The sequence below is a fragment of the Enhydrobacter sp. genome, from assembly GCF_030246845.1.
In the GTDB taxonomy this organism is placed as follows: domain Bacteria; phylum Pseudomonadota; class Alphaproteobacteria; order Reyranellales; family Reyranellaceae; genus Reyranella.
The window spans coordinates 481323-494254 of the sequence record NZ_CP126889.1 but is presented as its reverse complement, the minus strand read 5'-3'; the positions used below and the strand labels follow the sequence as shown (position 1 = coordinate 494254).

General features: G+C 62.8%; 13 protein-coding genes. 9 read left to right on the top strand and 4 right to left on the bottom strand.

Translation table 11 applies throughout. The annotated features are described in order from the left end of the window. Positions 1–30: 30 nt before the first annotated feature. The 4 genes from OJF58_RS02610 to OJF58_RS02595 all read left to right on the top strand — a co-directional run bounded on the left by OJF58_RS02610 (position 31) and on the right by OJF58_RS02595 (position 5072). Positions 31–1371, top strand: coding sequence for an RsmB/NOP family class I SAM-dependent RNA methyltransferase (locus OJF58_RS02610; protein WP_300781512.1), 1341 nt, complete (start codon positions 31–33; stop codon positions 1369–1371). Beyond that, positions 1368–1928, top strand: coding sequence for an N-acetyltransferase (locus tag OJF58_RS02605; RefSeq protein WP_300781511.1), 561 nt, complete (start codon positions 1368–1370; stop codon positions 1926–1928). Before OJF58_RS02610 ends, OJF58_RS02605 begins: the two co-directional genes overlap by 4 nt. Before the next feature lie 40 nt (positions 1929–1968). After that, a complete protein-coding gene (gene guaA / locus OJF58_RS02600; protein ID WP_300781510.1) occupies positions 1969–3519 on the top strand; it encodes a glutamine-hydrolyzing GMP synthase in 1551 nt (516 codons plus the stop codon). Between the two features lie 296 nt (positions 3520–3815). Then, complete coding sequence (locus OJF58_RS02595) at positions 3816–5072, top strand: site-specific integrase (protein WP_300781509.1); 1257 nt, start codon at positions 3816–3818, stop codon at positions 5070–5072. Here the strand turns inward: OJF58_RS02595 and OJF58_RS02590 are convergent. The 3 genes from OJF58_RS02590 to OJF58_RS27070 all read right to left on the bottom strand — a co-directional run bounded on the left by OJF58_RS02590 (position 5026) and on the right by OJF58_RS27070 (position 7379). Then, a complete protein-coding gene (locus OJF58_RS02590) occupies positions 5026–5322 on the bottom strand; it encodes an AlpA family phage regulatory protein (RefSeq protein WP_300781508.1) in 297 nt (98 codons plus the stop codon). The genes OJF58_RS02595 and OJF58_RS02590 overlap by 47 nt on opposite strands. A gap of 393 nt (positions 5323–5715) precedes the next feature. After that, positions 5716–6468, bottom strand: coding sequence for a sulfite exporter TauE/SafE family protein (locus tag OJF58_RS02585; RefSeq protein WP_300781507.1), 753 nt, complete (start codon positions 6466–6468; stop codon positions 5716–5718). Between the two features lie 359 nt (positions 6469–6827). Further along, a complete protein-coding gene (locus OJF58_RS27070) occupies positions 6828–7379 on the bottom strand; it encodes a YbfB/YjiJ family MFS transporter (protein WP_366526812.1) in 552 nt (183 codons plus the stop codon). Between OJF58_RS27070 and OJF58_RS02580 the strand changes: the two genes are divergently transcribed. Then, the gene (locus OJF58_RS02580; RefSeq protein ID WP_300778536.1) at positions 7340–8713 is read left to right on the top strand and encodes an IS1380 family transposase; all 1374 of its coding nucleotides are present in this window, start codon (positions 7340–7342) and stop codon (positions 8711–8713) included. The genes OJF58_RS27070 and OJF58_RS02580 overlap by 40 nt on opposite strands. Before the next feature lie 74 nt (positions 8714–8787). Here OJF58_RS02580 and OJF58_RS02575 read toward each other — a convergent pair whose 3' ends face one another. Then, on the bottom strand, positions 8788–9732 hold the full coding sequence (locus OJF58_RS02575; protein ID WP_300781506.1) for a YbfB/YjiJ family MFS transporter: 945 nt from the start codon (positions 9730–9732) through the stop codon (positions 8788–8790). A 445-nt stretch (positions 9733–10177) separates the two neighbouring features. Here OJF58_RS02575 and OJF58_RS02570 point away from each other — a divergent pair, with 445 nt between their 5' ends. From OJF58_RS02570 to OJF58_RS02555, 4 genes are all read left to right on the top strand, one after another. Next, positions 10178–10756 (top strand): TetR/AcrR family transcriptional regulator, encoded by a 579-nt coding sequence (locus OJF58_RS02570; protein WP_300781505.1) that lies wholly within the window; start codon positions 10178–10180, stop codon positions 10754–10756. Positions 10757–11063: 307 nt separating this feature from the next. Then, positions 11064–11864 carry an enoyl-CoA hydratase-related protein gene (locus OJF58_RS02565; protein ID WP_300781504.1) on the top strand — a complete coding sequence of 267 codons (801 nt, stop codon included), beginning with the start codon at positions 11064–11066 and terminating at the stop codon, positions 11862–11864. Further along, on the top strand, positions 11749–12462 hold the full coding sequence (locus tag OJF58_RS02560) for a GNAT family N-acetyltransferase (protein ID WP_366526811.1): 714 nt from the start codon (positions 11749–11751) through the stop codon (positions 12460–12462). Before OJF58_RS02565 ends, OJF58_RS02560 begins: the two co-directional genes overlap by 116 nt. Beyond that, positions 12407–12910: a cupin domain-containing protein gene (locus OJF58_RS02555; RefSeq protein WP_300781502.1), complete on the top strand. Its 504-nt coding sequence runs from the start codon at positions 12407–12409 to the stop codon at positions 12908–12910. Before OJF58_RS02560 ends, OJF58_RS02555 begins: the two co-directional genes overlap by 56 nt. Positions 12911–12932 lie beyond the last annotated feature (22 nt).

Here is a 12932-nt window from a genome sequence, read left to right as displayed (position 1 = left end):
TCGTAGCGGCAGGCCTGGAAGGAGAAGGACGTGACACCGGGCGCGCGGGTGGCCGCAACCATAGAGCTTCTGGACGAGATCGTCAGCCGGTCCGACCGGCCGGCCGACCTGGTCGCCAACGCCTTCTTCCGCGCCCGCCGCTTCATCGGCGGCGGCGACCGCCGGGCCGTCGCGGATCGCGTCTGGGCGATCCTGCGGCGTTATGGCCAGCTTTCGTGGTGGCTCGACCATGCGCGCCATCCCGATCGTTCCGCGCGCGCCTATGTCGCGGCCGATCTGGTGCTGGTCGAAGGGCTTGCCCTGCGCGACCTGGAGCCGCTGTTCGACGGCGGCCGCTATCGCCCGGCGCCGCTCGACGCGGCGGAGATGCGCGCGCTGCGCCAGATGGAGGACCATTCGCTCAGCCATCCGGCGCAGCCCGACTGGGTCCGGCTGAACGTGCAGGAGTGGGTGATGCCGCATCTGCGCGAGGCCTACGGCGAGGCGTGCGGCCGCGAGATCGCCGCCCTCGAGACGCCGCCGCCGGTCGACCTGCGCGTCAATCGCCTGAAGGCCACGGTCGAGGAGGCGCGCCGTGCCCTGCACGAGGAGGGCGTCGAGACCGAGCCGACGCGCTACGCGCCGCACGGCCTGCGCCTGCGGCGGCGGCTTTCGGTGGTGACGGGCGAAGCGTTCCGCAACGGCCTAGTCGAGATCCAGGACGAGGGCTCGCAGCTCGTGGCGGCGCTGGTCGACGCCAGGCCGGGCATGCAGGTGGTCGACTATTGCGCCGGCGCCGGCGGCAAGACGCTGGCGGTCGCCGCCGGCATGAACAACAAGGGCCGTGTCGTGGCGATGGATGTCCTGGAGACGCGGCTCGCCCGTTCGGGCCAGCGTCTGCGCCGTGCCGGCGTGCACAATGTCGAGCGGCGCGCGCTCGGCGAGAACGCGAAGTGGCTGAAGCGGCACAAGCAGAGCTTCGATCGCGTGCTGGTCGACGCGCCCTGCACCGGCACCGGCACCTGGCGGCGCAATCCCGACGGCCGCTGGACGCTCTCGCCCAGGGATCTCGAGGAGCTGCTGCCCAAGCAGGCGGCGATCCTGGACGCGGCGGCGCGCCTCGTGAAGCCGGGCGGGATGCTGATCTACGCCACCTGCTCGGTCCTGCCGGCCGAGAACGAGCGGCAGGTTGAGGGCTTCGTCGAGCGCCATCCGGACTTTGCCGCCGTGCCTGTCGCCGATCTCTGGCCCCAGGCCATCGGCACCGAACCGCCCGCCGGGATGGGCCAGAGCGCGTGGCTCAGGCTGTCGCCGCTTCGGCACGGCACCGACGGCTTCTTCGCGGCAGTGCTCGTCCGCCGCGCGGCGCAGGCCGAGGAGAAGGCGGCGTGATCCGCATCCGCCGCGCCACGCGCAGCGACGCCACGGCGATCGGCCGCGTCCATGTCGAGACCTGGCAATCGGCCTATGCCGGCCTGCTGCCGGACGCGATGCTGGCGCACATGTCGGACGTGCGGCACTCGGCCATGTGGGCGCGCGCACTCGAGGATCCGGGGGAGGCGCGCGGCATCTTCGTGGCCGACGACGAGGCGATGGGTGTGGTCGGCTTCGGAAGCTGCGGGCCGGTGCGCGATCCGCCGGAGGGGCTGGACGACAAGGCCCGGCGCGTGGGCGAGGTCTATCTCCTCTATGTCGAGCCCGACTTCCAGAACCAGGGGCTGGGCCGCCGGTTGCTCGACGCCATGTTCCGCCAGCTCCGTTCCGACGGCTTCGACACCGCCGTGCTGTGGATGCTGGCCGAGAACCCGACCCGCTTCTTCTACGAGGGGCTGGGCGGCGCGCTGGTCGGCCAGCGCACCGACACCTTCGCCGGCGTCGATGTCGACGAGGTGGCCTACGCCTGGCGCGATCTCGCCGCGCCGCTGGTGCGCCGGCGCCTGGCGCCCTGATCCACATTGCAGCCACCCGCCCGCTCGCCTATATCGCGCCATGACCGACCGCCTGCTGATCGTCGATTTCGGTTCCCAGGTCACCCAGCTCATCGCGCGGCGCGTGCGCGAGGCCGGGGTCTATTGCGAGATCCATCCCTTCCAGTCGGTCGATGCCGGCCGCATCGAGGCCTTCGACCCCAGGGGCATCATCCTCTCCGGTGGTCCGGCCTCGGTGATCGAGGGCGAGGCGCCGCAGGCCGATCCTGCCATTTTCGCCGCGAAAGTGCCGGTGCTGGGCATCTGCTACGGCGAGCAGACCATGGCACACCAGCTCGGCGGCGGGGTCGAGGGCGGCCATCACCGCGAGTTCGGCCGCGCCGAGGTCGAGGTCAAGGCGAAGTCGGCGCTGTTCGACGGCGTCTGGCAGCCGGGCGACCGCAAGCAGGTCTGGATGAGCCACGGCGATCGCGTGACGCGGCTGCCCACTGGCTTCTCCGTCATCGCCACCAGCGAGAACGCGCCGTTCGCCGCCATCGCTGACGAGAAGCGGCGCTACTACGGCGTGCAGTTCCATCCCGAGGTGATGCACACGCCCGACGGCGCGAAGCTGCTGCGCAACTTCGCGCTCAACATCGCGGGCTGCGCCGGCGACTGGACGATGGCCGCCTTCCGCGAGCGCGCCATTACCGAGGTCCGCCGCCAGGTCGGCAGGGGGAAGGTGATCTGCGGCCTGAGCGGCGGCGTCGATTCCTCGGTCGTCGCCGTGCTGCTGCACGAGGCGATCGGCGATCAGCTCCAGTGCGTGTTCGTCGACCACGGCCTCTTGCGGCTGGGCGAGGCGGAGCAGGTCGTGTCGCTGTTCCGCGACCACTACAACATCCCGCTGATCCATGCCGACGCCACGGAGCAGTTCCTCGCGGCGCTGGAAGGCGTCACCGATCCGGAAAAGAAACGCAAGACGATCGGCGCGCTCTTCATCGACGTGTTCGAGCGCGAGGCGAAGAAGATCGGCGGCGCCGGGTTCCTGGCGCAGGGCACGCTCTATCCCGACGTGATCGAATCGGTCTCCTTCACCGGCGGCCCGTCGGTCACGATCAAGAGCCATCACAATGTCGGCGGCCTGCCCGAGCGCATGCACATGAAGCTGGTCGAGCCGCTGCGCGAGCTGTTCAAGGACGAGGTGCGCGCGCTCGGCCGCGAGCTCGGCCTGCCGGCCGATCTCGTGAACCGCCATCCCTTTCCCGGCCCCGGCCTCGCCATCCGCATCCCGGGCGACGTCACGAAGGAGAAGCTCGATCTCCTGCGCAAGGTCGACGCCGTCTATCTCGACGAGATCCGCAAGGCCGGCCTCTACGACGAGATCTGGCAGGCCTTCGCCGTGCTGCTGCCGGTCCGGACCGTGGGCGTGATGGGCGACGGCCGCACCTACGACCAGGCCTGCGCGCTCAGGGCCGTCACCTCGACCGACGGCATGACCGCCGACTACTACCCGTTCGACCACGCCTTCCTGGGGCGAGTGGCGAACCGCATCATCAACGAGGTGCGGGGGATCAACCGGGTGACGTACGACATCACCAGCAAGCCGCCGGGCACGATCGAGTGGGAATGATTCAGAGCCCGCCTAGGGTATCCTGCAGTATCCCGCAATTTCCACGTAAAATCTTGATATAAAAAGCTAAATGTCGATTGACGTTCGGCGTCTATCGGCCCGCAAAGATCGGCGCCGACGGACCGCCTGACGGTTCACGATACCGTTGCCAAGTCCGACTCTTGCCGTTACCGTCACCATCCAGATGGCCGATGACGGTATTTTTTTCGAGCTAAGTCGTTGAAATATATCGTGTTATCACCGGACAGGTGGCCCAAACATGGCTGACGGTATTGCGGGTCGAGAGGCGTGCGGAGATGCTGACGGACGTAGGGCTTAAGAACTTGAAACCAAAGGAGAAACCGTACAAGGTCACCGACCGTGACGGTATGTATGTGCTGGTGAGCACGACGGGAACGGTGTCGTTCCGCCTGGACTACCGTCTGAACGGACGGCGCGAGACCGTCGTGCTGGGCCGGTACGACAAAGCCGGCATCTCGCTCGCGCGAGCGCGGGAGCTGTGCATCGACGCCAAGCGCATGATCCGGGAGGGGCGCTCGCCCGCCTTTGAAAAGCAGCGCGCCAAGCGGCGCCTTCTCGAGGCGAAGAGCTTCGGCGAGTTCGGTGAGAAATGGCTGACCATGGCCCCGATGGCTGACAGCACGCGGTCCATGCGCCGGGCGATCTTCGAGCGCGAGCTTCTGCCGGCGTGGCGCAAGCGGCTTCTCACGGAGATCACGCCGGATGACCTGCGGGCACATTGCGGCGCCATCGTCGACCGCGGCGCGCCGGCGACGGCGCTCCACGTCCGCGACATCGTCAAGCAGATCTACGGGTTTGCCATCCTCCACGGCGAGAAGGTCGCCAATCCGGCCGATGAGGTCGGCCCTTCGGCGATCGCGCATTTCACCCCGAGGGATCGCTCGCTGTCGCCGACCGAAATCAGGATCATGCTCAAGCAGCTCGAGAATGTCGCAACGCTGCCGACGATCCGTCTCGGCCTGAAGCTGATCCTGCTGACGATGGTGCGGAAGAGTGAGCTGCAGGACGCGGTGTGGGACGAGATCGATTTTGAGAACGCCGTCTGGACGATCCCGAAGGAGCGGATGAAGCGCTCCAAGGCGCACAACGTCTATCTTTCGCGCCAGGCGCTTGACATCTTCATCGCCCTCAAGACTTGCGCCGGCAATTCACGGTACGTTCTGCCATCGCGCTACGATGCCGATGCGCCCATGTCGCGGGCCACTTTCAACCGCGTCACCTATCTCGTCGTGGAGCAGGCGAAGAAAGAGGGACTGCCGCTCGATTCGTTCACCGTCCATGACCTGCGCCGGACGGGATCCACGCTGCTCAACGAACTCGGCTTCAACAGCGACTGGATCGAGAAGTGCCTCGCTCACGAGGACGGCCGCTCCTCGCGCGGCGTCTACAACAAGGCCGAGTACGAGGTGCAACGCCGGCACATGCTGCAAGAGTGGTCGAACATCGTCGATGCATGGATGGCAGGCGAGAAATACGTTCCCGTTCTCATCCCGCCTTCGATGCCTCTCCTCGCGCCTGATCCCGCTCTCTGACTGGGCGGGCACGTCGCTGGCGGACATCGGGATGCTGGGCGCGTCCCACCGGTGACGCTCGCCGCGCGGCCAGCCAGGCCTCGACTTCGGCGAGGTCCCAGACCACGCATCTGGGCGATAGGGCAAAACGGCGAGGGAACTCGCCACGCTGTTCCATCTCGTAGATCGTGCTTTTGGCAAGCGGCACCATTTCGCGCAACTGGTGCCGGCGGATGGTCCGTTTGATTGGGGCGCCGTTTTCGCGAGTCATTCGCCATCTCCTCGGCTCTTGTTCCTTGAGAAATGAGCGCGATAGATCTCGAAAGGGAAGGGCAAAAGTTCGGAAGCCAGATAGTCGGATACAGTAGCGCACAAATAGAAATCATGGCGTAATTTTTTTCGAGCCCAAGAAGGCAAAGATTACGAGTTCGAACCGCGTCGGGTGCGGGAAGGGGCCGGGCATAGTTACGAGGAGGCTGTCTCAATGCTCAAGCTTAATGGCTAGGCTAGGTCGCGTGCCAGCCGTTCATCGTGGATGCTCGAGGAGATTGGTCTTGCATACGAGCACGTGCTGAACCGTCGCGTAGCCTCCATGGCAGATTGATGTCTTCATATTGAGGGGTTCTACTTTCTCGGGAGACATGCATACCGCATCGTGCGTACATCAATGAAAAAGTGGTTTAACGAGCATCTCAGCACCGAGTAGGAGAAGCCCGACAAGGAACCAGCGGCGAAAGGTCGGCTGGCTGACCCTATTGCGAACGACCTGACCCGCCCACATTCCGCCAAGTGAGGGCGCGATTGCCAGCGTAGACATAGCAAAGCTGTTGAGGTGGAAGGCTCCATGAAGGATAAGTCCTACCGCAAGGGCAATAGTAGAGACCGTGAACGACAGCCCGAGCGCTTGGACGAGGTCGTCTTTTTCCAAACCGATGGCTTGAAGATACGGCACCGCAGGCATGACGAAGACGCCCGTCCCGCCGGTGACGAGGCCGGTCGCGATGCCAGTTAGTGGCGAAAGCCAAACCTCGTGCTTTGGCGGCATCAGGACTTGGCGAACAAACAGAGTGTAGGTCGCGTAAAGGACTAAAGCCGCCCCGAGGGCGCACGTCGTCACCTGTGTGTTGCCGCTGGCTAGCAGTGAGGTGCCGGTAATTGTGCCGACGGTGATTGCAAGCATCATCGGCCACAAGCGTTCGACAATGCGGCCAAAGCTCGGTCCAGCCAGAAGCTGCCAGACGTTGGTGGCGAACGAGGGGACTATAAGCAGTGCGGCCGCAGCACCGGGTGAGATGAGAGAGCCGAGCACGCCCATCGCCACCGTCGGAAGCCCCATTCCGGTGACTCCCTTAATGAGCCCGGCAATAAAAAACGTCGCCGTTACAGCGGCAAGCACAGGGATCGGCATCTCGAACATAGCCCATCTGGCCTGCCCGGAACGAAGGTGCAATGCGGATGTCCCGATGTCAGATTTCGGCACATCCAAAGGAACTCGGTCACGGCTGCGCCTCGCACGCGAAAGAAGGTGCGCACTTTGATTGCAGCACAGGCGCCGTATGTGCAGCAGAGCGCGGTAGGCTGCACGACCCCTCAGCGGCAAAGTCCGAGCTTCCGCTGAGCGACCTTGGGGCTCGCCTATTGCTTGGCACACTTCGCTGACCGTTTAACATAATGGTCTATCGATATCTGACTAGTTGCTGCTCGCTGTGATGGCGAAGGTAAGCTTGGTCTGTCCGCGGAGTAGGGGCCTGAACGAAGCCCAGCGGCGGTTGGTTGTCACATACTGCTTGCCCGAGCGGGACGTTGCAGCAAGTTCACGCAGGCCGCGATGCCAAGGAGAGCTGGTGAGACCCAAAAGCCTGCGGCGACACTTCCCAAAGCGTCGGAAATCGCTCCTGCTAGAGCCGGACCCGCAGCCTGCCCCAAGGCAAAGCCGACTGTGAGAAGGGAAATCGCCGCGGTCCAGGACGAAGCCGGCAATTGGCGCTGTGCAACGATCGTGATCGACGTTGGGCCTGCTAAGAAGCTGCCTCCGAAAAGGAGTGCAGACAAGAACATTGCAGTCGGGCCAGGGTGAAGCAGAACAGGTAGAGCGCCGAGCATCGTAGCTGCGAACACCAAGGCCGGCCCCCGACCAGCTTGACAGGCACCCAGAGCCCTTCCCCATAGCAGCGTCGATACGGTGGAAACTAGCCCGGATATCTCAAAGGAGAGAGGTGCATCGGAGGGCTGACTCTGAGAAAGTTGTTTTGCGACAACGACTTTATCCGAGAAAGGAAGCCGCTCCGATGCCGACAGAGTGTATTGCGGATTTGTTTGGATTTGCACCTGTTGAAAGGCGGGCGGTGGTTGCGTCGTTCGACGGCGGGTCGATCACACCGGACGCCGGCGGGCTGTTGCTGGGAGCGACGGATCGGGCGCTCGGACTGATCGATCGGTTAGCCGGCTGCTTTAGGGACTTTCGAGACCCGTCGCTGGTCGAGCACGCGGTGCGGACGCTGGTGGGGCAGCGGGTGTACGGGCTGGCGCTGGGCTACGAGGACCTCAACGACCACGACCATCTGCGCCACGATCGGCTGTTTGCGGTGCTGGCGGGCAAGCTCACGGCGCGCCGCCGGGACTGCGCGCCGGTGGCCGGCAAGAGCACGCTGAACCGGCTGGAACTGAGCGGGCCTGGGCGCTCGCTGTACCACAAGATCGACCACGACCCGGCGGCGATCGAGCGGCTGTTCGTGGCGGTGTTTGTGGAGGCGCACAAGCGGGCGCCGTCGCAGATCGTGCTCGACCTGGACGCCACCGACGATCCGCTGCACGGTGAGCAGGAGGGGCGGTTTTTCCACGGCTACTACGACGGCTATTGCTACCTGCCGCTCTACATCTTCTGCGGCCGTCATCTGCTGGCGGCCAAGCTGCGACGCTCCAACATCGATGCCTCGGCGGGGGCGGCGGAGGAGGTGGCGCGGATCGTGGCGCAGCTCCGCCGACACTGGCCACGGGTGCAAATCCTGCTGCGGGCCGATTCGGGCTTCGCTCGCGAGTCGCTGATGGCCTGGTGCGAGGCCAACGGGGTGGACTACCTCTTCGGCCTGGCGCGCAACGTTCGGCTGGCGGGCGAGATCGAGGCCGAGTTGGCGGCCGCCCAGGCCGAAAGCCGGCGGACCGGTCGGCCGGCCCGCCGCTTCAAGGACTTCCTGTGGTCGACGCGCGACAGCTGGAGCAGCAGGCGACGGGTCATCGCCAAGGCGGAATGGACGCACGGCGAGGCCAACCCGCGCTTCGTGGTGACCTCGCTGAAGGGCGGCAAGGCCCGGGCGATCTACGAGAAGCTGTACTGCGCGCGCGGCGACATGGAGAACCGCCTCAAGGAGTGCCAGGGCGAGCTGTTCGCCGACCGTACCTCGGCCGCCACCATGTGCGCCAACCAGCTGCGCCTGTGGTTTGCCTCGATGGCTTATGTGCTGCTCTGCGCCTTGCGCCGCATCGGGCTCAGGCACACCCGCTTCGCCCAGGCGAGCTGCGGCTCGATCCGCCTGGCGCTGCTCAAGATCGGGGCGCTGATCACCATCAGCGTGCGACGCATCAGGCTCGCCATGGCCTCGGCCTGGCCCAACCAGCGCTCCTTCAAGCAGGCCTGGATCTCACTCGCTGCCGCCGCCCGCTGACGACCCAGACAGCGCATAGGCCACATTCGCCCAGATAGCGTCGCAGCCCGCGGCGTGTTGCCGCTCGCCCGCGTTCACGCCCGCTCCCTCTTCGCCGCATCCACGCGGGCCACCATCTTCGACTGCCCGCCGATCATGACGTCAGAGATGATGGTTTGAGAAATCCGGGCTAGCCCCAGCACGAACCAGAACAAAGTTACCTGTCCGTTGCTACTGCCTTGCTTTTGTAACAAAGCGATGATGAACGTCATGTAGCCGACGTAACCGGCGCCGAAGAGGCTGTAGCCGACAAATGTTGGCGCTAGTTGTCGAAATTCGGAAATGTCCAACACGGCAATGCTACGACCGACTGGTTCGGGGACATTGCGCGCAGCCCCCCAAGCAGCCGGCAGTGCCGCGGCACCAATGAGGCCTAGGGCGACCCAGCCCTCTGGCCAACGCTGCACGCCACCTTGCAAGATAATCGGGATCGCCGCGCCAGCTAACAGGATGCCAATGCTTGCTCCAGCAACATAGAGACCGACGAGGGTGCCACGCCGACGCGGACTCTGCATGGGACAGATTGCAGCAGCCAATCCCGCACCCAAAATGAATGTGAGCGCAGTGGAGGCGCCACCGACAATTCGCAAAACGAAGAGGGTAGAGAAACGAGTCGCCGTCGCCGTCAACAAGAGAATCAAGACACTGACGGAGAAGCCCGCGAGAAAGACGCGTGCTGTACCCCACTTTCTGGCAATCCATGCCGTGACGAGCGCGCCTACGATGTAGCCAGCTCCGTTCGCCGTGTTCAGAGCGCCAGCTTCAACGTAAGACCATCCTAGATCCTCCCGCATCGGTGGCAGTAGCAAGGCGTAAGCAAACCGAGAGAATCCCAGCGCGACTGCTGCACCGGCAGATAGTTCAAGCGCGATGATAACTTCCTTCCAAAGCTCACTTCTTCTGCCGTTCACCTTGATATAAATCCTACTGTCATTGTAAGCGCCACAGAACCAGGCTGTATCGAAATGGCACTGGGTCATCGGTGGGTGTTTAGTAAGAATTTATCGGTCGCAAGTTCATCACTGCTGGACTGATCGCTCAGGGAAATTTATTTTTGAATAAGTCCGGCGGCCGGGAATGAATTCCAAATTCCTTTAATTGACGATCATCCAGGTGGCGGAGCGCTTCCCAGCTCTGCTGAGCTTCGCGCCATCGCCGGATCCGAGACGTCGCTCGAGCGCGGAGTTGCGTGATCAATGGGCCTATTCCTCGGTATCGCCCATCAAGTCCTGCCTCTGTGGAGTTGAATAACCGAGTCACGATAACGCCGAGACGAACGCAGGCGCCGGCTGGCGTCATCCCTTTCAATACGCGTTTGGAACCAGCCAAGTGACGGGGCATAGCTGACGTATCGCCTAAAGCCATTCTTGACAAGAATGTCAAAGTTGACGAGAATGTCAAGGATGGATCAACGGGGCGGATAGGATGGCGGGCACGCGCCAGTTTGACGAAAGTCAGGTAATCGCGATCGCGCTTGATGTGTTCTGGCGGAAAGGTCTCCACGACGCGACAATGCAGGACCTTGCCACGGCGACAGGTGTCCAGCGTGGCAGCCTCTACAACGCGTACGGTGACAAAGAAGCGATTTTCCTGCGCGCGTTCGACCAATACGCCGAGCAATTCCTGCAAGCCGTCGACAACGCCTTGGCCCGCGGCGACGCTGCAGTAGCGTTGCGATCGTTTTTCGACTTAATTATCGCGAATATGACGGCCGGTTCTCCTGCGCGAGGATGCCTTACGACGCGGACCGCCCTCGACGCTTCTATTTCGAGCAGAGCTGTGCGCCGGCGCGTGCAAAGTTTGCTTAACCGACTTGAACGGCTTATCGCCAAGGCAATCGGTTCGGACCCCCATAAATCGTCGGTGATTGATGCGGATCGAATTGCGCGGGTAGTTGTAACATTCACAAGAGGTATAGCGGTGATGGAACGCGCTGGATACAGCCGCAAACACCTGAAGGAAACGGCAGCAACATTCATTGATACGCTTCTTGGCGGCGAATGAGTTGAGTCAATGCATTACGTGGCGCTCTAATTACTTAGTCAGGAATGACTGCGTTACGGTTCCGGCAAATCGACTTAAACTGTGGCAGTGAGGATGGAAATTACTAGCATCAATGCGGGACGTGAATAGCGTCGATTTCATTGGCAGCTTGGCCTCAATTAAGGTGACCCTGAGCCGGAGTGCCAAGGGCGTCTGAGACAACGGGCTGCCCGAGCCTGCTAGGTCGGCCCCGGGGGCGACAGCTCTGGTTTCTAAGCCGCAGGCCCGGCTTTGTCCTGACATGGAGGAAATGGTGGATACTAGAGAAATGGACAGCGGCACCGCGCCGCAAGTGCTACGCGAAGATCGCGGTCCTGTGGCGATGCTGACCTTAAATCGCCCGCGAAAACTGAACGCGCTAAGTAACGAGATGATTGCGGCCTTGATGGCCGCTCTGGATGAAATTGAGCTCGATCGGCGTCTTCGGGCGGTCGTAATTACGGGCGCCGGACGTGCCTTCAGCGCGGGCGCTGACATTGCGGCGTTTCAGCGGCACATCGAAGCCGGGGCTCCGGAAGCCGTGGTTCATTTTATGAGACCCGGTCATCAGATGACGCGCCGCGTAGAGAGCTTCCCGAAGCCCATTATTGGCGCCGTAAATGGCATTGCGTTTGGCGGAGGTTGCGAACTGATCGAGGCAACTCACGTTGCGCTCGCCGCGGAGACGGCGACCTTTTCAAAGGCGGAGATTAACATCGGAATCATTCCCACTTTTGGCGGTACGCAACGTTTGCCACGCAACGTCGGACGCAAAGCCGCGATCGAACTGATCTTGACCGGTCGTGTCTTCGACGCGAACGAGGCGGCTCGGCTCGGGCTCGTAAACAGAGTGGTAACGGATGCCGAACTGATCTCAAAAACAATGGCGCTGGCGGAGGATTTGGCTGCCAAGCCGCCCCTGACGGTCGCTGCTGCACTGGCAGCGGTTCATCGCGGTATGGATAGCTCGATTGATGATGGTCTCGCCATTGAGGAAGCCGCCTTTGCCCGTATCGTGCCTACGGTCGATGCACGAGAGGGTGTTGCTGCTTTCGTCGAAAAGCGCCAACCGACCTTCCGCGGCGTCTAAAACAATGGAAGCCGATTTGCTCATCCGTGCGTTTAGAGGTGACGACGCATCAGCTGTGCGGACGCTGTTCGAGAGAGTGAATCGTGAACTCGCTCCGCCTGGGCTTCGCGAGCGCTTCGAACAATACATCACCATCGCACTACGGGATGAGATCAATCGAATTCCTGATTATTACGGGTCGAGCCCAGGCCGCGGGTTCTGGGTCGCAGAGGATCCTTCCGGTGCGCTGATCGGCTTTTTTGGACTCGAGCCCGCTGGTGACGATAGCTCCGAGCTGCGCCGGATGTATGTGGCTCCTGAGTGTAGGCGTCGCGGTGTCGGTCGGACACTACTTGCGGAGGCTGAACGACTTTGCGTCCTCGCAGGCTTGCATCGGCTCGTTCTTAGTACATCGGAATTACAGCCTGCAGCGGTCTCTCTTTACCGTCGGGCTGGCTATCGTTTGATAAGGGAAGAAAGTGCGGGCGAAGCAACGCACAAGACAGTGGGCGGCGGCCTCCGCAGATTTCACTTCGAAAAGACCTTAGCGAATGAGATACGCAATGGAGAAAACCCAGACGGTGCAGGGGGCGGGCCAAGCCGCCGCCGTTGCGGTTGAGGCGGCGCTGGCCGCGCCGCGAACAAGACCATCCAACTATCCTGAACAGTTTGCCTTGCGCATGGCTGGGCGCGAAAAGCGGCCGCTCGGTGATCTGTTTGGTCTTACCAATTTTGGCGTGAATCTTACACGACTATCGCCAGGAGCTTCATCTGCGCTGCGCCACCGCCACAGCCGCCAGGACGAGTTCATTTATGTGTTGGAGGGTGAGCCTACGCTCGTAACGGACGAGGGGGAGGCGAAGCTACGCCCAGGCATGTGCGCGGGCTTTGCGGCCGGAGGTACCGCTCATTATCTCCGTAATGAGACGGGCTGTGACGTACTTTACATCGAGGTGGGGGATCGAACACCTGGTGACGAGGTGACATATCCAGACGATGATTTGCGTGCGGAAATGGCTCCAGACGGAAAGTACCGGTTTGTCCGCAAGAACGGCAGCCCCTGGTGAGAAAAGTGCTGCGCAGAGAGCG